We start from the raw sequence: 18,921 nt of genomic DNA, 5'->3' as shown, positions 1-18,921 counted from the left end.
GCCGAGATCGCCGCGATGTCCCAGACATCGTCTTCGGTAAATCCATGCGCTTTCAGCGTTTCCATGTCGGTGTCATCTACTTCATATGCACGGCCCGAGACCTTCATGGCGAAGTCGAGCATGGCCGTCTGGCGCGGCGTGATGTCCGCCTTGCGGTAGTTGATCGCGACCTGGTCGGCGATCAGCGGGTTTTTGGCACGGATGCGCAGGATCGCGCCGTGGGCGACGACGCAATACTGGCACTGATTGGCATTGGAGGTGACGACGACGATCATTTCCCGCTCGGCCTTGGTGATCGGTCCGGGCTTGTCCATTAATGCGTCATGATAGGCAAAGAAGGCGCGGAATTCATCGGGACGGTGAGCCAGTGTCAGAAACACGTTGGGCACGAAGCCGGATTTCTCCTGTACGGCGAGAATCCGCTCGCGGATATCAGCTGGCATGTCGTTGATTTCCGGAACGGGGAAACGGCTGATCTTGTGTTCGCTCATTGGTTCTAACTTCCCTGGTTTGCCGCAAGTGCGGTGATGCTGTTGTGGTAGAATTCCATCGCGTTGACTGCGTCACCCTCATAGGGTTCGATCCGCACGAGGCAGGTATGCGCCGAGCAGCCCTGGCCAAAGCTCGACGTTCCGATGTCCAAGGTCAGGACATTCGGGTTGCCGGCGATGTCGAGCCCGCTGTTGCCGGTGGGTGTAAACCAGGCGCCGGTCGGCAGCACGATAACGCCGGGGCGGACCATCTCGTCAAGCGATGCAGCGGCAAGGCAGGCGCCTCGCTGATTCCAGAGCTTGACTGTGGCGCCGTCGCGAATGCCGAAGCTCGCTGCGTCATCTGGATGGATGCGAACCTGTTCACGGCCATTGCGTTTGGAGGCCATGCTGGCTTTTCCGGTTTCAAGCTGGCTGTGCAGACGCCCGGCCGGTTGATGCGAGATCAGGTGAAGCATTAATGGATCGATTGCATTTCCCAGCCATTCCGCCGGCTCGATCCAGGCTGGATGCGAGAGGCAATCGTCATATCCAAGCGCCGCGAGCCTGCTGCTGCCAAGCACGATCTTGCCGCTCTCGGTACCCAATTTGTGGTCTAGCGGGGCCTCGCGGAATTGGGCCAGGTAGGAATGTTCTGTTTCCACCGGGCAGGCCGCATAGCCTTTTTCCCAAAACAGATCGAATTCCGGCATCTGGAAGGACAGCCGCTCGGTCGCGTCCTTGCGGGTGATTTCATAAAGATGCCGCAGCCAGCCCATTTCGTCGCGGCCCTCGTTGAAGAGCTCGGCGACGCCCAGCTTGTCGGAAATCGCATTGAAGATATCGAAATCGGAGCGGGAATCGCCAAGCGACGCGATAGCTTGCCCCATCGCGATAATGAAGTCGGAGCGCTTGTTGCCGGCCAGATCATTGCGCTCGATCGAGGTGTTGGCCGGCAACACAATGTCGGCCCGCTTCGCGGTGGCAGTGAACATCGGATCCTGGACGATGATCGTTTCGGGGCGCGACCAGGCCTCCGACAGCCGGTTGATATCCTGGTGATGATGAAACGGATTGCCGCCGGCCCAGTAGACAAGCCTGGTATCCGGATAGGGATACTGCTCGCCCTCATAAGTGAAGGTCTCGCCGGGATGAAGCAACATGTCACTGATGCGCGCGACCGGAATGAAGCTGTCGATCGGCCGTCTCAGTGACGAAATGGCCGGGGATTTGGCGAGATTGAGAGGTGCTCCGACGCCGCCGAGCGATCCGTAGCCAAATCCGACACCGCCGCCGGGCAAGCCGATCTGGCCGATGATAGAGGCCAGGCCGAGTGCCGCCCAGAATGGCTGCTCGCCGTGATGGGCGCGTTGCAGGCTCCAGCTTACGGTCAACATGGAGCGGGTGTCGACGAGTTGGCCGGCCAACTGCCGGATCATGCCGGCATCAAGGCCGGTGAGTGTTGCCGCCCATTGCGCATCCTTGCGCGTTCCGTCGTCACGTCCATCCAGATAGGCGACGAATTGTTCAAACCCGCTGGTGCAGCGCTCCAGGAAGTCGAGATCCTGCCGTCCGGCGTGGACAATCTCTCCGGCGAGGCCAAGCATGAGAGCAGTGTCGGTGTTGGGGCGGATCGGCCACCATTCCGCCCCCGCCCAATCGGGCATGTCGTCCTTGAGCGGGGAGACAAGAACGATCCGGGTTCCGCGCGCAGCGAGCTTCCGCAGATTGCCCTCCAGCGAATGGATGGCAATGCCGCCTGCCTCGTTCTGGGCCGTGCGGGGCGACAGAGCCCCGAAAACCACCAGTGTTTCGGAGTGTTGGGCAATTGAGGCGAGCGTGTTCGTATCGCCGCTGCAAGCGCCATCATCGCCCAGTGTGTGGCGAAGGATGACGGGGCCGGCGGCAATGGAATAGGTGTCGACATGACGCGTGAAGCCGCCGACAAGATTGAGCATCCGCTTGAGCAATGTCGAGGCGTGGTGAAACCGGCCGCAACTCGTCCACCCATAAGAGCCGGCGAAGATCGAAGCATTGCCATAGGTCTCGGCCACACGGCGGATCTCGCCGGCGACGAGCGTCGTGGCTTCGTCCCAGCTGACCGGCACGAAACGATCGTTGCCGCGCTGCGCGCCATTGCTGGCTTGGCGCTTTTCGAGCCAGCCTTCGCGGACCATGGGCTGAAGCACGCGCCGATCGGGCTTGGCCCATTCGGCGACCGACTCGATGATCGGGGAGGGCGCCGGATCGTGTTCGAATGGTTCGACACCGACGATTTTTCCGTCTTCAACGAGGATCGTATAGGCGCCCCAGTGGCTGCAATGCGGTATGCGTCTTATCTCGCCCATGTCGCACGTCCCAGGTTTTCAGATCACTGCTTCTATCAGGAAAGGACCCTTGCGCTTGCAAGCCGCGGCCAGCAGATCGGCGAAACCTTCAGCTGTTTCAGCCCGTGCCGCTTCCACGCCCATGCCAGATGCGAGAGCGACCCAGTTCAACTCGGGATTGTCGAGATCCAGCATGCGTCGAGCATTTTCGCCAGGCTGCCCGGCACCGACATTTTCGAGTTCCTTGTGCAGAATCTGGTAGCGGCGGTTGGCGAAGATGATCGTCACCACATCCAGAGCTTCGCGTGCCTGTGTCCATAGCGCCTGCACTGTGTACATGCCGCTGCCATCGGCTTGCAGGGTGATCACCTTGCGGTCCGGGCATGCAATGCTGGCCCCGGTGGCAAGCGGTAAACCGAGGCCAATGGCGCCGCCGGTCAATTGCAGGAAGTCATGGGGTTCGGCCCCGTGTGTGCTGCGGAAGAAATCGCGGCCGGAGGAAACCGACTCGTCGCAGACAATGGCGTTGGCAGGCATGTGATGCGCCAGCGCAATCGCAATGGCTTCCGGCGTAAGCTTGCCGCCAGGCATGTCGGGACGCTTCCTTTCGCCCAACCTTGCCTGCAGATGGGAAATGCCGACCTCCTGTCCCAGGGCATCGATTGCCGCGATCATGTCTTCGCCGGGCGCGACGAGCTCGATGACACTGCAGCTCTGTGGCAGCATCTGGCTTGGTTTGCCTGGATAGGCAAAGAAGCCGACAGGCGCCCGGGCGCCAATCAGGATCACCTGTTCGGTGTCGGCAAAGGCATCAAGCGCTTGCTGGATGACATAGGGGACACGATCGACGGAAGGGCGACCTGCACCGCGTTGCATGCGCCCGTTGGCCTGTTGCGCCATCAATCGGGCGCCGGTGGCTGCCGCTATTCGGTCCAGCGTGTCCAGTTGCCGTTCTCTGAGCGCAAGGCCGGTGGCGATGATCGTCGTTTTCCTGCCTGATTTCAATGCGCTCGAGACCTCGCGCACCCGTTCCGCATCTGCGGTTCGCAGGATCGCCGGTGGGACCGGGCCGGATGAAATGTCCTCGGCCGGGCTCCACGCTGCGTCTGCATGCAGGATCAGGGTCGCGATCTGCCCCGGCATCTGCCGGGCCGCCGCGATTGCCTCACGGGTTTGCCGACCGACCGTATCGGCGCTGGTTGCGCGCCCAAGCCAATGCGAGACAGGACGTGCAAGCGAATCGATGTCCGAGGTAAGCGGTGCGTCATATTGCAGGTGGTAGGTGGCGTGGTCGCCGACAATGTTGACAATCGGGCTGCCGGCGCGACGTGCATTGTGCAGATTGGCGATGCCGTTTGCCAGTCCCGGTCCAAGATGCAGCAGCGTGGCGGCGGGCTTGTCGGCCATGCGTGCGTACCCGTCGGCTGCTCCGGTCACAACACCTTCGAAAAGCCCCAGCACGCAGCGCATCCTGGGTTGCCGGTCGAGGGCGGCGACGAAGTGCATTTCCGAAGTGCCGGGATTGGCGAAACAGACGTCGATATCGTTTTCGAGAAGTGTATTACAAAGAATGTCGGCGCCGTTCATGTGACGTCTTCCTCTAGAAGATTGTTTGCCGTTCGCGTCAGGCTCGAGAGTTGCTGCCAATGGGGTGAGACTACGTCGAGCAAGCGGCAGAACAAGTCATATTTCTCTTCCGCGTAGGCGGAGACATTGCCTGTGGCCGGCGCGATCCGCTCATCAGGCTCACCGATCCAGTTACCAAGTTCGCTTGGCGAAGCGCCAAACAGGAATTTGGCTGCTATGGCGCCAAGCCCCTTGAGGCCGGCATGGCTGGCCGAACTGCGCTGAACTTCAGATTTCAGCAGTGTAGCGAGAAAGCCGCAGAAAGCAGCATCGGCTGCGAGACCGCCGCCCAGCGACAGGGCGCCTTCAGGCGCTTTCATCATGTCGTGGCTCTTGCGGGCCACGAAGGCGAGGGCTTCGCGCCCGGCCCATGCGATGTCCAGCGGATCCGTGGATGCTTTCAAACCAAACGCAGCGCCGGTGGCGAATGGCGAAGTGACCGGTGCGCGTTCCCCGCCGGGCTCAAGGAAGGGGTGCAGGATCAGGTTTGAATAGCGCGGTCTGCCATTCCAGGTGGTAGCCCCGGTAAGCTGGCTCAGGTGTTTAAGAGTGTTGGCGCCGTTGAAACTCGGGTGGAAACACAGATAGCCCTCGCCAAGCGCGAATTGCTGAACCATCGCTCCGGGAGGTTCGCACGGGACGGCGTGCTGGTCGCGGATGTGACACGCATGAATGGCGCTGGTTCCGAAGATGGAGGCGCGGGTAACGCCTGGACGGCTGCCCAGACCCAAGCCGATCAGTGTTGCCTGCACATCACCCGGACCGAGATAGACCGGAATGTCGCGTGCGACGCCAATCGCAGCTGCCGGACCTGCAAGGAGGCTCGCCTGGCACTCGCCAACCGGCAGAAGCTCGGGAAGCAGGACCATGGCGCGGGGCAAGCCGATGGCCTTTGCGACCTCGGGAACCGGCTTGCCGGTTCGCCAGTCTCCCCAGACCGGAAGGACGACACCCGGCTCGGCGGCGAGCTTTCCTGTCAGCGAGAGAAACAGCCATTCCTTAAGGCGAAGCGCATGGCGGATCCGGGCAAACCTTGCGGCATCGTTGTTCCAGAGCCACAGGAGCTGAAGGCTCTGCGATGCTGCGGTCGGTCTTGACCCTGTCAACTGGCGCACTTCATCCAGGACGCCTTGATCCTCAAGTTCGGCAACCAGCGTGCGGCACCTGCCGTCAAGCCAGGTGAATGCATGCCCGACAGGCTTGTGATCAGCGTCGACAGGCCAGAGCCCGTCGCCCTGGCCTGTCACGATGATGGCTGCGACATGGCTGCCTTCAAGCTTGGCAGCGCATTCATTGAGCACCGCGAAGGCATCGTTCCGGGACATTTCCATGTCCTGTTCAACCCGGTCGCCATTGCGGCGCAGTGCGCCGTTCTGCCGCTCCGCGGTTGCAAGCATCCCGCCCGCAGCATCGAAGGCGCAGGCCTTGACGGCAGTCGTACCCGAATCGAGGCAAAGCAGAACCGGATTGGTCACGTTCAGGACGCCTGACGAAGCCGGTCGGTGACCTGCGGGCTCTGCTGACCATAGGTCTTGAATTTCTCGAGCACTTCAGCGATCTGCTCATCGGTCAGAACCGGCGGTTCTCCCATTGGCAGGCAGGCAAGGTATTGGGTTGCCAGTTCCTCGACGGTAACGGCAAGCGCCAGCGCCTTACCAATCGAAACATGACCGGCGATGACGCCATGATGCGCCAAAAGACAGGCGCGCCGGTCTTTCAGTGCGACCAGCGCACAGTCGGCAAGTGCCTGCGATCCGAAGACTTCATAGGGCGCGCAGCGGATCGACGCGCCACCTGTCGCGGCGATCGCATAGTGGATCGGCGGGATGTCCTTTTGGAGAATGGAGATGGTGGTGGCATTGGTCGAGTGGGTGTGAACAATTGCATTGAGATCGGGCCGGGCCTGCAGGATGTCGCGATGGAAGCGCCATTCGCTGGACGGCAGCACATCGCCTTCGAATGTGGCGTCCCAGTTCATTGCGACCACGTGTTCCGGTGTCAGCTTGTCATAGGGTACCCCGGTCGGCGAGATCAGGATGCCGTTGCCGTGACGGGCGCTGACATTGCCGGCGGTGCCCTTGTTGATGCCAAGCCGGCTCATGTTCTGGCAGGCTTCAACCAGTTCTTTGCGCAGTCTGTATTCTTCGTCCATGGTCGATCTCACTTTGCTGGATAAAGGGGCGGCTGGCCTGCGAGGATAAGGCCGATATCCTCGGCGATCATCCCTGCAGCCTTGTGGGCCGAATATCGGGTTGCGCCGGCGATGTGCGGCGACAGCGTGACATTGGGAAGCTTCAGCAGCGGCCAGTCGGCCGGTGGAGGTTCCGGATCGAACGTATCCAGTGCAGCGCCCCGCAGATGTCCGGAGGCGAGCGCGTCATAGAGTGCGGTATAATCGAGAACCTGCCCACGGGTCGTGTTGATGATATAAGAGCCGGGACGCATCATTTCGATCTGGGCGCGCCCGATCATGCCCTTGGTCTGTGGCGTGACGCGCGGATGTAACGTCACAACGTCGGATTGCCGGAGCAGGTCGTCGAAAGGTACTTTCTCGATACCCATCCGGCGGTCTTCATCGGTCAGTTCCTTGAACGGGTCTGAAACCAGGATGCGGGTATTGAACGGCTGGAGAAGCCTTGCCACACGGCTGCCGATATCACCGTAGCCGATAATCCCGATGGTCAATTCGCAAAGTTCGGGACCAGCGTGATCATAGTGATAGAATTGGCGACCGAATTCTCCGCTGGCAACGCTGACATGTCCGCGCACCAGATTGCGGGTTTCGGCCAGAATTGAGGCGATGGTGAATTCAGCCACGGCCGAAGCGTTGCGCCCGGGCGTGTTGACCACTGTAATGCCGCGCGCTCGAGCGGCTTCCATTTCAATGTTGACTGGGCCTCCGCGTGAAACAGCGATGATCTTCAGCGCAGGCGCATGCTTCAGGCTTTCCGCTGTGATCGGCGTGAGGTGTGTCACGAGGATGTCGAGATCGGCGATGAATTCGAAATAGTCTTCCGGGCGGCCGAGAAATTCGGCGACCGGCAGGGTCGGGTCGAATTTTGTCGACTTGAGCCGGAGCGGCCAGTCCATCATCATGGATTTGTAGCGCACAGGCCGGTCGCCCAAACGCTTTTGAAGGGCACTTTCGAAAAACTGCGGCTGCATGAAGCCGTCGCCAATCGTGCCGATTGTCAATGTGTCACTCACGTCAACTCCTCCTCAGGCGGTTTTGGTACGGGAAGCGGTGGAACCTTCCGTCCCGGGCAACACGTCCTCATAATCACTCGTGTTCACTGAAATTTCGGCAAAGACTTCAGCGGTGTGCTGGCCGAAGGCCGGCGGTTTCATCCGGTAGCTCGCCGGTGTGCGCGATAGTTTGATCGGACTTCCGGTACCACGATAATTGTCGATATCCACAATCATCTCGCGGTGCTGGGTGTGCGGATCGGCGACCACCTGGTCAATCGAACGCACGGCCCCGCAGGGGACGCCCGAGCGGATCAGCGTTTCGGCAATCTCGGCACAGTCATGGGTCGAAAGCGCCTCTTCGAGCAGCAGCTTCAACGCGTCCCGGTTTGTGTTGCGGGAGCTGTTGGAGGCGAAGCGGGGATCGCCGGGGATATCGTTCCGGTCCAGGATTTTGCAGAGCTGGACGAACTGCCGGTTGTTGCCGACCGCCAGGAAGATCGGCACCGTCTTTGTGGCATAGGTGTCGTACGGGCAGATGTTCGGATGCGCATTGCCCGAGGGCTGGGGCGTCACGCCGTTGAGATAGTAATTGGGCAGATGAGGATGCAGCAGCGAAACGCCGCAGTCATAAAGCGTGGTCTCGACGAACTGGCCTTTTCCGCTTTGATTGCGTTCGGCAATCGCCATGAGGATGCCGATCACGGCATTCAGGCCCGTCACCATATCCACGACCGGCAGGCCTACCCTGAGCGGCTGCCCGCCCTTTTCACCATTGACGCTCATGATTCCACAGGTCGCCTGAATGGCTGCGTCGTATCCAGGCAGACCGCCGAGCGGGCCATCGGCGCCGAAACCCGATACACGGCAATGAACAAGACGCGGAAAACGCCGTGCGATCTCCTCCTGTCCCAGGCCCCATTTTTCAAGCGTGCCGGTCTTGAAATTCTCGATGAAGACATCGGCATTTTCGAGCAGTCGCTCCAGCAGTTCAAGCCCGACAGGTTGCGCCAGATCGATCGCGATGCCGCGCTTGTTGCGATTCAGGCCGAGGAAATAGCTGGCGGCATCATCAAGAAAGGGAGGCCCCCATCCGCGTGTCTCGTCGCCGGCCGGAGGTTCGACCTTGATCACGTCGGCGCCATGGTCGGCCAGGACCTGGCCTGCGTAAGGCCCGCCCAGAACGCGGCTGGCGTCGATGACCCTGAGATTTGAGAGTGAACCGGAATTGGGGATCATGGATTTTCGCTTTCAAGCCAGTTCGGCGCCCGCTTCGATATCGCGGCGCAATTGCAGGGCAAATTCTGGATAGGTTTCCTGAAGTTCGTCAAGGACACGTCCGCGCAGCAGAGCAAGGGTTTGCTGATCCGGGGAGGGCGTTACCGCAGGCGCGTCCGCATGGGCAAACTGGAAGCCGGTGGCAGCCTTGATCTCTTCAAGGTCATGGCCGGGATGTATGCTTTCGAGCCGGAAGCCGCCCCGCACGCTGTCAAAGGAGAAGAGCGCTTTTCCGGTCAGCAGCGACTTGGGCCCTCCCTCTCTCCAGGTCTGCGGATCGCTTACGCCGGGTGCGCTGACGAAATCGACTTTCTCGACAAAGACGCGGGGGGTGTGTTCCTCACGAAACAGGATGACTTGCGGGACAACGAAATACAGGTAGGCCGAACCAAACGATCCCGGCCAACGGACCTTCGATTGCGGATAATCGCCGACCCCGACGAGATTTACATTGGCTTGACCATCGATCTGACCGCCGCCGAGAAAAAACGCGTCAATGCGTCCTTGCCCGGCGCAATCAAACAGCTCCGCCGATCCATTGGTAAAGAAATTATGCTGGACGGAACCGAGGATGGAGATCAGGACCTTCGCTTCATTGGCGTCCTGTTTCATGGCGCGCAGAAGCATGCTGCCCGCAGCCGGTATCGGTGAAGATGCGCCGACCGCCACATGGCGAATACCGTCCAGCAAATTGGCGATTGTGCAGATCAGCAGCTCTCTTGGTGTTGCAGCCGTGCTCATGATGCCACCTCCGTTGTCCGGCCGGCCATGTAGGCGGCGTAACCTTCTGCGGTTTTCGCAGCTGTTGCGTAGCGCAGCAGTTCCTCGGTATCGGTGTCGTATTCGCCCCAGAGCCCATAAGGCCAGGCTCCGCGCCTCGCTAGCGCGATATCGCTCACATACAGCGCCGGAAGAGTGCCGGCCGCGGTGAGTTCGTCGGAGAGCAGGTTCTTGTCGACGATTCTCTCAACGGTCACGAGCGTCAACCGGGAAGCATAGGCCATTGCTGCCAGTTCGCGCCGCCGGCCTATCCACACATTGCCATCCTTGTCGGCCATGGGGGCATGGAATATGGCGACATCCGGCTTGATCGCGGGAATGAGCACGATCTCGTCAGCTTCGGTAGCAAACGGGTTCGCAATGCGTTTCCAGTCGCTACGATTGGCCAGCACATCGGTGCCGATAAGTCCGCGCATCGGAATGAAGGGACTGCCTTTCTGGCCCGCCAGCAATCCGGCATGGATCGCCGGGCATGTGGCGTCACGCAAGGCTATGGCACCGGTCTTGACCGCCTCGTTGAAGCGCGGCGCTCCGCCGGCTTCACCCAGCGATACCGCGCTTGTCTCAACGCAGGAGACCATGCCTGCGCCGATGAGCATGTCGACCTGAAGTCCGCCTGTCGGAACGCAGATTATATGCAGGTTTCCGCTGCCGTTCTCGATCAGCGGCTTGGTCATGGCCATGGAAACCCCGGCATAGTCGACCGGCAGCGCCACATGCATGCCGGATTCCACGCGTTCGGCCAGTTTTTCAAGCTCGCGAGCCACTTTTCCCTCCCTGATTCCGGAAACCCGTCCAGAAACCTACAATATGTTCTATAATATAGAACAACGTTCTGAATAAACATTATATTGGCTGCTCTTGGTCTGTCAATGCATCACGTGACAGGATCCGTAGTTAGCGCGGAAAACCTATTTAAGATGTTGATAAAACGTAAAAAAACAAAATGAGAAGATAAATCAAATCCATTGCTTGACAAAAAAGAACAGGATGGAGAATAATAATATAGAAACCTGTTCTGCAATATAGAACAGAATGGAGGAATGAATGAACGAGGAACTTGCTCGCCGCAATGCGGGGTGGGCCGGCTCAGCCGCGCCTACAGATTCTTCATCGTCAACATCAGGCGTTATCGGAAGCAGCGTTGAAGTGAGCGGAATCACGAAGCGCTACGGACAGTTTCTGGCTGTCGATGATGTCAGCCTGAACATCACGCCGGGCGAATTCATCACGCTGCTTGGGCCAAGCGGCAGCGGAAAAACGACGTTGCTCAATCTGATCGCCGGATTTCACAAGATTGATGGCGGGCAGATCCTGGTGGATGGCCGTCCGATCCATAACGTCCCGACGCACAAGCGCGGTTTCGGCATGGTTTTCCAGAGTTACGCGCTTTTTCCCAACATGACGGTGACGCAGAATGTTGGCTTCCCGTTGCGTATGGCAGGCGCCGATCGCGAGACCACCGAGCGACGGGTTGCCGAAACCCTCGAGATCATGCGGCTTTCGGAGCACGCACAGAAATCGCCATCGCAAATGAGTGGCGGCCAACAGCAGCGTGTCGCCATCGCGCGGGCAATTGTGATGCGGCCGAAGGTCGTGCTGATGGACGAGCCGCTGAGCGCGCTGGACCGGCGATTGCGTGAGTCAATCCAGATCGAACTTCGGGATCTGCACCAGACCCTCGGCTCGACCATTCTGTTCGTTACCCATGACCAGGGCGAAGCATTGACGATGAGCGACCGGATTGCGGTACTCAATGCGGGGCGCATCGTGCAGATTGATACCCCTGTCAATATCTATCGGCATCCGTCAAATCGCTTCGTTGCATCGTTTGTCGGCGAGAGCAATCTTGTCGAGGCTGAGATCGTGCAGAAGCGCGGTGACATGATGACCCTGCGAAACAAGGCCGGATATGTCTTCAATGCGCAGAGCCGCAGTGCGATCGATGTTGGCCGTGCCATGGTGCTGGTGCGTCCTGAGCGGATCACGATCAGCAATGAAGCGGGCGCCAATTCGGTTCCGGTGAAAGTCACGTCGGCGCTGTTTCTCGGCGAGATCCTGCGTATCGAAGCGCAGATGGAAGGCGGGGAGACGCTGCTCATCCGTTGCACGGACAGCGGACATCGCGGGTTGCCCGCGGTGGGTGACGTGCTTCACGCGAGTTGGGGCGCTTCAGACTGCTGGGTGCTTTCATGAGCGCCGGCGCGGTAGACATGGCGGTTGAGCGGGCAGGCGCCATACCGTTGTCGCAGCGGCTCAAGAATCCTGCCTTTCTGCTGGTGCCAGCGGTTCTGTTCCTCTCGTTCATCTACCTCATTCCGCTTTTTGATCTGACGCGTATCAGCATGAGCGGGTCCACGCCGTGGGTGCATTTCGAGCGTGTCTTCGCGGTGCCGCTCTATTGGGATTCGCTCGTCCGCACGATGGGCATCTCGGTCACGGTGGCTGGGATCTGTGTCCTGTTCGGTTACCCGACGGCGCTGTTGATCCACCGCACAAGCGGTTGGCGCCAGGTCGTGGTGGCAACCAGTATCGTGCTTCCTTACTTCATCGCCATTCTCATCCGCACTTATTCCTGGATGGTCCTTCTGGGTCGCAACGGCCCGATCAACAAGCTGGCGATATGGCTCGGTATCTATGATGAGCCGATGCAGTTGCTGTTCAACCGGGGTGCGGTGTTGCTCGGCATGACGGCGGTCCTGTTGCCGGTCATGGTGCTGTCGATCTATTCGAGCGTCGCGCGTCTCGACTCCAGCCTGACCCGGGCCGCTGCAGCGAGCGGGGCAGGGCCGATCGCCACATTCTGGCGGGTACTTCTGCCGCTCACCCTTCCCGGTGCGGGGGCAGGATTCCTGCTGGTCTTCGTCATGGGGCTGGGTTTCTTCATCACGCCGACACTGCTTGGCGGACCCGCCGACCAGATGTTCGCGATGCATATCACCCAGCAATCCAATTTTGTCACCAGCGAAGGCTTCCTGCAGGCGCTCGGTGTGGTGCTTTTGGTGATCACGCTGATCGTCGTCGGCGTTGCCGGCCGATTTCTCGGTTTCGAGTTTCTCTGGGGCGGCGGCAAGCTCTCGGAAAACCATGCGGTCAAAACCGACACCCGCGTTTCGGGCAAGGCAGCCACGCCGAGACGCAGCGTCGCCATGATGCTTGCGGATACCATCGGCTGGCCGCTTCTCCGGTTGCTCTCGACGCTGCCGGGTGTGGTCGGAAAACTGACTGTCAACGCGATGGGCTTTTTCGTGATCGCCACATTGATGGTGCCGATCATCGTGGTGATGATCATCTCGTTCAGCCGCTCGACATATCTGAGCTTTCCGCCTCCGTCCTATTCGCTGCGCTGGTACGAGAAGTTCTTCACCGACAGTGCCTGGATCGAAGCCTTCGCCAACTCCTTGACGATCGCGGTGATTTCGGCGGTGTTCGCGGTGGCGCTGGGAGCATCTGCGGCGATGGGCATCGTGCGCAGCAACATCAAGGGCAAGACGCTGATCATGCTGCTACTGGTCAGTCCGGTCATCGTTCCTCCCGTTGTTCTGGGGCTGTCGCTCTACAGCCTGTTCATCCAGGTTGGGCTCGACGGCACCATTGTCGGTCTTGCCGCGGCCCATGCGATCGGCGGGCTGCCGATCGTGGTGGTGATCCTGTCGGCTTCCCTGCAAGGTGTGGACCGCAATCTCGAACGTGCCGCCGCCCTGCATGGTGCCTCGCCGCTGACGGTGTTTCGCACGGTAACGTTGCCGGCAATCGCACCAGGTCTCTCTGCTGCCGCGTTCTTTGCCTTCCTGCATTCGTTCGATGAACTGGTGCTTTCACTCTTCCTTACCAGCCCCCGCCTCGAGACGCTTCCGCTCAGGCTGTGGGCTGATGTGAACTACCAGCTGAACCCGGTTCTCGCCGTTGTTTCGACGCTGGAAGTCCTGCTGGTTGTCGGGGGCATTGCCCTGGCTCGGCCGGTGCTTGCCCGCCCGCAAGGCGGCAAGTGACGTGATGCAAAGCTCACTGTTAGAAAAGGAGACTACTATGAGATCAATGAGGATGACATCCCGCGTAGTCGGGGGGATTACAGCGGCGCTCTTGGGTATCGGCATAGCCGGCACCGCATCGGCGCAGAGCAATGAAGTGGTGATGCAGGACCCGGGCGGCGCCTATGGTGATGCCCTGCGCAAGGTCATGTACGGCCCCTTTGAAAAGGAAACCGGCATTGATGTCGTGCTGGTGCAGGAGGCACGCAGCGGTCCACGCATCAAGGCCCAGGTTGAAGCAGGCAAGACAGAGTGGGATCTGACTTTCATCTTCGACCAGGAAACCAAGCTTCTTGGCGATTGCTGCCTGGCTGATATCGATTATGACAAGCTCTCCGACAGTGCCAAGACAACGCTCGCCTCAATGCCCGACAATCTCAAGCGTCCCAAAGGGGTAGCGCTTCAGGTCATCGGCGTCGGGATGGTTTACAACACCGACAAGTTCAACGGCGACAACCAGCCGACGGATTGGGCCGATTTCTGGGACATTGAAAAGTTCCCGGGCCAGCGTTGCTTGCCAGCCTGGCCGCGTTTCGTCTTCGAAGCAGCGTTGATGGCCGATGGTGTCAAGAAGGAAGAGCTTTACCCGCTGGACATGGAACGTGCCCTCAAGAAGGTCGCCGAAATCAAGCCGCACGTCGCCAAATGGTGGACCACGTCGGCCCAGCCGCCACAGCTTCTCCTCGACGGCGAAGCTGACATGTGCATGGCCTACACCGGATCGATGAGCCTGCTTGCGCTCGACGGCGAACCGATCGAGGTCAACTGGAACCAGGGTTTTGTCTATTTCGACTTCTTCTCCATTCCGAAGGGTGCTCCGAACTATGACAATGCGCTGAAGCTGCTTTCCTGGCGGCTGGACGCCAAGCGTGCGGCCGAGCTGACATCAGCTTATCCGGTCGCGCTGCCATCGCCGCTCGTCTTCGAGGCGGCGGATCCTGCAATCAGCCGCTACTGGGCCAACAACCCGGAAAACATGGAGCGTGCGATCGTGTGGAGCCCGGAATACTGGGGTTCTCCGTCACCGGACGGTCGGTCGACGAACGAGGAATACGGTCAGGAAAAACTGAACGCCTTGCTGGTCGAATAAACCCGAACCTTGTCGATGGCCGCGCATGGAAACAGGCGCGGCCATTGGCGCTTCAATGTTTGTCCGCCAATGCCGCCTATGGTAGAGGATGGTCAAAAAGACAAGCGGGGAAGTCATGCATGGATAAGGCATTTACAAAAGGGTTGAGATTGCTCGAAACGCTTGCGCTGAGCGAAACCCCGCGTGGCGTCACCGATCTTGCAAGAGAGCTGTCCTTTACCAAGAGCAATGTGCACAGGCTCCTCGTCACGCTGCAGCTTCAAGGCTACGTGCGTCAGTTGCCAGAGCACAGCACCTACGAGCTCACCACGCGGATCTGGGAACTGGGCAGCCATGTCATTCGCCGCATGGACCTGATCAAGGTCGCCCGTCCTTCCATGCAGCGTCTGGCCGACCATACCAAGGAGACGATCCATCTCTCCGTTCTGGACGGGATCGACGTGATCTATGTGGACAAGATCGAGGGTGCCCATCATATCCGCGCCCATACCAGCGTGGGATCGCGTGCACCGGCATTTGCCGTTGCGACAGGCAAGGCCATCCTGTCCAAAATGCCGGACAGCTACCTCGACCGGTTTCCTGAAAATTTGCCGCGATTCACCGCGGCGACGCGCTCAAACATCCACGAACTGCGCGGCGATATCGAGAAGGCCCGCCAACACGGTTACGCTGCGGTGTTGCATGGGGAGTGGCGCGAAGGGATCGCCGCCTGTGCCTGTGCGATCCTCGGGCGCTCGGGTGAAGTGGTTGGCGCCATCGGCATGTCCGGACCGGATTCCCGCATCAAGCGCCAGCAGATCAAGGACTTCTCCGAGCACGTGGTGGATGCGGCACGCTCGATAAGCCTTGCGCTCGGTTATTCCGGGCACGACTAGGGTTCATAGCCAGGACAGGGCGCCCGCGCTCACGCCTGTTTTCCAGAAATTCATTCAAATCGAGGAGATACTCATGCTGTATCCCAATACCCAGTTGCTCATTGATGGCATATGGCGCGACAGCGCCGATGGACGCACAATCGACGTCGTCGATCCCGCCACCGATCAAGTGATCGGAACTGTCGCCCATGCCGGCCGCGCCGATCTCGATGCGGCGCTTGCGGCCGTGGAAAAAGGTTTCGGCATCTGGAGCCGGACCGGGGCGTATGATCGTGCGAAGCTGATGCGCAAGGCTGCCGATATCCTCAGGACCAAGGCAGACGAGATTGCCACGGTCCTGACCCGCGAGCAGGGCAAGCCGCTTGCCGAGGCCCGCAGCGAGGTCTTGTCCGGAGCCGATGTGATTGACTGGTTTGCCGAAGAAGCGCGGCGGACCTACGGGCAGATCATTCCGGCTCGGACGCCCGGAGTAGCCCAGATGGCAATCAAGCTGCCTGTCGGTCCGGTTGCCGCCTTCACGCCGTGGAATTTTCCGATCAATCAGGTCGTGCGCAAGCTTTCAGGCGCCATCGCCGCTGGCTGCTCGATCATCGTCAAGGCGCCCGAGGAAACCCCTGCCGCGCCTGCGGCCCTGATCAACGCTTTCGTTGAAGCCGGCATTCCCGCCGGTGTTGTCAATCTGGTCTATGGCTCGCCCGCCGAGATATCGGAATACCTGATCGCCCATCCCGTGATCCGCAAGATTTCCTTTACCGGTTCAACGCCGGTGGGCAAGCATCTTGCAGCCCTTGCCGGCACGCACATGAAGCGCGCCACCATGGAACTTGGAGGGCATGCCCCGGCAATCGTCTTCAACGATGCCGATGTCGGCAAGGCGGTGAAGCTCTTGTCTGCCTCGAAATACCGCAATGCCGGCCAGGTCTGCATCTCGCCGACCCGCTTTCTCGTTCAGGACCAGGCCTTCGACAGCTTCGCCGACGGGATGACAGAAGCAGCCAGGGCCATCAAGGTCGGCAACGGACTTGCAGCCGACACTCAGATGGGGCCGCTTGCCAACGAGCGCCGCATTCCGGCATTGGAGGCGCTGATCGCGGATGCGGTTCTCCATGGTGCGGAAGTCAGGACCGGCGGCAACCGGATTGGCAATCAGGGCAACTTCTTCGAGCCGACCGTGCTTGCAAATGTGCCTTCCAAAGCGCGGATCATGAACGAGGAACCGTTCGGCCCGGTGGCAATCATCAACCGGTTCCAGACGCTCGATGAAGCCATTGGTGAAGCCAATCGCCTGCCTTTCGGGCTTGCCTCCTATGCTTTCACACGTTCGGCCGAAACCATTCAGGAACTCGGCATACGGGTCGATGCAGGGATGACGTCGATCAATCATATCGGCCTGGGCCTGCCCGAGGCGCCCTTTGGCGGAGTCCGCGATTCCGGCTACGGTACGGAGGGCGGTTCCGAGGCAATCGAAGCCTATCTCGTCACCAAATTTGTCACGCAGATGGCTGCCTGAGCCGGTCGATGAGCGACCAGACAGACATCGCGTCCGCCGACGAACGGCTTTTGAACAGGCTTGCCGGGCTGTTGCCGCCCGCTGCTCTGCTGGTCGGCGATGCCATCGGCGGCACATATCAGGAAGACCGGCGCGGCAGATTTTCGGCCACGCCACGGTTCGTGCTGCGGCCCACCAACACAGCCGAAGTCTCAGCCAGTCTCGCCGCATGCAACGATTTCCGCCAACCGCTTGTCGTTCATGGCGGCAGAACAGGATTGTCCGGCGCTCATCGCATTCGTGACGGCGAGGGGGTTGTCTCGCTCGAGCGCATGACCGGGGTCGGCAAGGTGCTGCATGAAAGTGCCACGGTCCTGGCATCGGCTGGCGCGCCGCTGCAGGTGGTCCAGGAATTGGCCCAGGCCAACGGCTATCTTTTCGGTGTCGATATCGGCGCACGCGGAACCGCCACGATCGGTGGAAACCTGGCGACCAATGCCGGAGGTATCCGGGTCATGCGCTACGGCATGTTCCGCGCTCAGGTTGCGGGTCTGGAAACCGTCCTTGCCGATGGAACGATCCTGTCGGATCTGCGCGGTCTTGAGAAGGACAATACCGGCTATGACCTGAAACAACTCTTCGTCGGCAGCGAGGGCACGCTTGGCGTGGTCACGCGCGCAGTGCTGAAACTGCATCCCAAACCGTTCGATGCCGTCAATGCCTTGATCGCTGTTTCCTCACTTGCTGCGGCGATCTCCCTGCTGGAGCGTCTGCGCAAGCAGTTTCGATCGGCGCTTTCGGCCTTTGAGTTGATGCTGCCTGAAGCCTTTGACGGGGCTGTCGATTATCTCAAGGTGCAGCGTCCGATCACTTCTCATGCCCCGTTCTATGTGCTGGCCGAAATCGAGACGTCCGCCAACAGCGCCGAACTCGACGCCTTCTCCGCCTGTCTGATGGAGGTGCTGGAAGAAGGTAGCGCCAGCGACGCAGTGATCTCGCAGTCGAGCCGGGAGTATCAGGCGCTGTGGGATATCAGGGACAGCATGGCGGACTATATCCGCACGCTGGACAACATTGTCGGTGGAGACATCAGTGTGCCGGTGAACCGGATGGAGGCCTTTCTTTCACAAAGCAAGGCTGCGGTGCGCGCCATCGACCCGCTGACGCGGTTTTTCATCTTCGGCCACCTGGGTGACGGCAACCTGCATTATGTGATCAGCTCGCCGCAGGCCCGCGAGGCGATCAGCAGGGTGTATCAACTGGCCGCAGACCATGGCGGGTCGATTTCAGCTGAACACGGCATCGGCGTCGACAAGAAGCAATGGCTGCACCTTGTTCGCAGTGAAGCCGAAATCGTCACCATGCGGCGGATCAAGACGGCGCTTGATCCAAACTGTATTCTCAACCGTGGGCGGATCTTTGACATGTAGGGAACGATGTTCAGGCTGAACCTGAGCCGCAAATTGTTTCCGGACTACCTTCAGGCCCTTGCACAGATTACAATGTCAGTCGGCAGGTTCCTGATCCTCAGCGTCGACCGCAACCAGGATCCAGTTTCTTCCCGTCACATCCGCTCTTTTCTGGAACGTCCAGATATCGATAGCGTTTAATAATTGTGGCGAGTGAACCGTAAGCGTCCGGCCTCGCTGCTCTGACGCGTCATAGAGTGTGTTGATAGTGTCCACCATTGCTAGTGGACATCTTGAGGGCAGATATGGCGGGTAAGAAGGGTCAGAAGAAGCGGTTCTGGTCGGACGAGGAAAAGGTGT

The 18,921-nt window shown here is 60.0% G+C and carries 16 protein-coding genes; 6 read left to right on the top strand and 10 right to left on the bottom strand.

All coding sequences use genetic code 11. The annotated features are described in order from the left end of the window. The 9 genes from ABJN75_RS09780 to ABJN75_RS09740 all read right to left on the bottom strand — a co-directional run. Positions 1-491: peroxidase-related enzyme (locus ABJN75_RS09780; RefSeq protein WP_348439174.1), on the bottom strand; the 491-nt coding region annotated here is incomplete at its 3' end. Positions 492-496: 5 nt separating this feature from the next. Next, a complete protein-coding gene (locus tag ABJN75_RS09775; RefSeq protein WP_348439172.1) occupies positions 497-2,818 on the bottom strand; it encodes a molybdopterin-dependent oxidoreductase in 2,322 nt (773 codons plus the stop codon). Positions 2,819-2,836: 18 nt separating this feature from the next. Next, a complete protein-coding gene (locus ABJN75_RS09770) occupies positions 2,837-4,384 on the bottom strand; it encodes an acetolactate synthase large subunit (protein WP_348439170.1) in 1,548 nt (515 codons plus the stop codon). Then, a complete protein-coding gene (locus ABJN75_RS09765) occupies positions 4,381-5,898 on the bottom strand; it encodes an FGGY family carbohydrate kinase (RefSeq protein WP_348439168.1) in 1,518 nt (505 codons plus the stop codon). Before ABJN75_RS09765 ends, ABJN75_RS09770 begins: the two co-directional genes overlap by 4 nt. Positions 5,899-5,900: 2 nt before the next feature. Further along, positions 5,901-6,575 carry a class II aldolase/adducin family protein gene (locus tag ABJN75_RS09760; RefSeq protein WP_348439167.1) on the bottom strand — a complete coding sequence of 225 codons (675 nt, stop codon included), beginning with the start codon at positions 6,573-6,575 and terminating at the stop codon, positions 5,901-5,903. Between the two features lie 8 nt (positions 6,576-6,583). Beyond that, a complete protein-coding gene (locus ABJN75_RS09755; RefSeq protein WP_348439165.1) occupies positions 6,584-7,630 on the bottom strand; it encodes a 2-hydroxyacid dehydrogenase in 1,047 nt (348 codons plus the stop codon). 12 nt (positions 7,631-7,642) lie between these two features. After that, positions 7,643-8,848, bottom strand: a complete 1,206-nt coding sequence (locus ABJN75_RS09750; RefSeq protein ID WP_348439163.1) for a CoA transferase — start codon at positions 8,846-8,848, stop codon at positions 7,643-7,645. A gap of 12 nt (positions 8,849-8,860) precedes the next feature. Then, complete coding sequence (locus tag ABJN75_RS09745) at positions 8,861-9,628, bottom strand: CoA-transferase (RefSeq protein ID WP_348439161.1); 768 nt, start codon at positions 9,626-9,628, stop codon at positions 8,861-8,863. Beyond that, complete coding sequence (locus ABJN75_RS09740) at positions 9,625-10,434, bottom strand: CoA transferase (protein ID WP_348439159.1); 810 nt, start codon at positions 10,432-10,434, stop codon at positions 9,625-9,627. Before ABJN75_RS09740 ends, ABJN75_RS09745 begins: the two co-directional genes overlap by 4 nt. A 382-nt stretch (positions 10,435-10,816) precedes the next feature. Here ABJN75_RS09740 and ABJN75_RS09735 point away from each other — a divergent pair, with 382 nt between their 5' ends. The 6 genes from ABJN75_RS09735 (at position 10,817) to ABJN75_RS09710 (ending at position 18,582) form a co-directional block, all read left to right on the top strand. Further along, complete coding sequence (locus tag ABJN75_RS09735; RefSeq protein ID WP_348439157.1) at positions 10,817-11,863, top strand: ABC transporter ATP-binding protein; 1,047 nt, start codon at positions 10,817-10,819, stop codon at positions 11,861-11,863. Then, positions 11,860-13,659 (top strand): ABC transporter permease subunit, encoded by a 1,800-nt coding sequence (locus tag ABJN75_RS09730; protein WP_348439155.1) that lies wholly within the window; start codon positions 11,860-11,862, stop codon positions 13,657-13,659. Before ABJN75_RS09735 ends, ABJN75_RS09730 begins: the two co-directional genes overlap by 4 nt. 52 nt (positions 13,660-13,711) lie before the next feature. Further along, positions 13,712-14,788 carry an extracellular solute-binding protein gene (locus tag ABJN75_RS09725; RefSeq protein WP_348439153.1) on the top strand — a complete coding sequence of 359 codons (1,077 nt, stop codon included), beginning with the start codon at positions 13,712-13,714 and terminating at the stop codon, positions 14,786-14,788. Between the two features lie 119 nt (positions 14,789-14,907). Beyond that, complete coding sequence (locus ABJN75_RS09720) at positions 14,908-15,663, top strand: IclR family transcriptional regulator (RefSeq protein WP_348439151.1); 756 nt, start codon at positions 14,908-14,910, stop codon at positions 15,661-15,663. Positions 15,664-15,736: 73 nt separating this feature from the next. Next, complete coding sequence (locus ABJN75_RS09715) at positions 15,737-17,173, top strand: NAD-dependent succinate-semialdehyde dehydrogenase (protein WP_348439149.1); 1,437 nt, start codon at positions 15,737-15,739, stop codon at positions 17,171-17,173. A gap of 8 nt (positions 17,174-17,181) precedes the next feature. After that, complete coding sequence (locus ABJN75_RS09710; RefSeq protein ID WP_348439147.1) at positions 17,182-18,582, top strand: FAD-binding oxidoreductase; 1,401 nt, start codon at positions 17,182-17,184, stop codon at positions 18,580-18,582. Between the two features lie 75 nt (positions 18,583-18,657). Here the strand turns inward: ABJN75_RS09710 and ABJN75_RS09705 are convergent. Beyond that, on the bottom strand, positions 18,658-18,921 hold a 264-nt coding region (locus ABJN75_RS09705; protein WP_348439145.1), incomplete at its 5' end, for a hypothetical protein.

The sequence above is a fragment of the Hoeflea sp. genome (assembly GCF_039975035.1).
Classification (GTDB): Bacteria; Pseudomonadota; Alphaproteobacteria; order Rhizobiales; family Rhizobiaceae; genus Hoeflea.
The sequence above is the reverse complement of the archived record's forward strand: the minus strand, read 5'-3'. Positions and strand labels throughout refer to the sequence as shown.

Coding starts and splice junctions, on each gene's coding strand:
- ABJN75_RS09775 (WP_348439172.1), bottom strand. CDS start 2,818: ATGGGCGAGATAAGACGCATACCGCATTGCAGCCACTGGGGCGCCTAT.
- ABJN75_RS09770 (WP_348439170.1), bottom strand. CDS start 4,384: ATGAACGGCGCCGACATTCTTTGTAATACACTTCTCGAAAACGATATC.
- ABJN75_RS09760 (WP_348439167.1), bottom strand. CDS start 6,575: ATGGACGAAGAATACAGACTGCGCAAAGAACTGGTTGAAGCCTGCCAG.
- ABJN75_RS09750 (WP_348439163.1), bottom strand. CDS start 8,848: ATGATCCCCAATTCCGGTTCACTCTCAAATCTCAGGGTCATCGACGCC.
- ABJN75_RS09745 (WP_348439161.1), bottom strand. CDS start 9,628: ATGAGCACGGCTGCAACACCAAGAGAGCTGCTGATCTGCACAATCGCC.
- ABJN75_RS09730 (WP_348439155.1), top strand. CDS start 11,860: ATGAGCGCCGGCGCGGTAGACATGGCGGTTGAGCGGGCAGGCGCCATA.
- ABJN75_RS09725 (WP_348439153.1), top strand. CDS start 13,712: ATGACATCCCGCGTAGTCGGGGGGATTACAGCGGCGCTCTTGGGTATC.
- ABJN75_RS09720 (WP_348439151.1), top strand. CDS start 14,908: ATGGATAAGGCATTTACAAAAGGGTTGAGATTGCTCGAAACGCTTGCG.
- ABJN75_RS09715 (WP_348439149.1), top strand. CDS start 15,737: ATGCTGTATCCCAATACCCAGTTGCTCATTGATGGCATATGGCGCGAC.
- ABJN75_RS09710 (WP_348439147.1), top strand. CDS start 17,182: ATGAGCGACCAGACAGACATCGCGTCCGCCGACGAACGGCTTTTGAAC.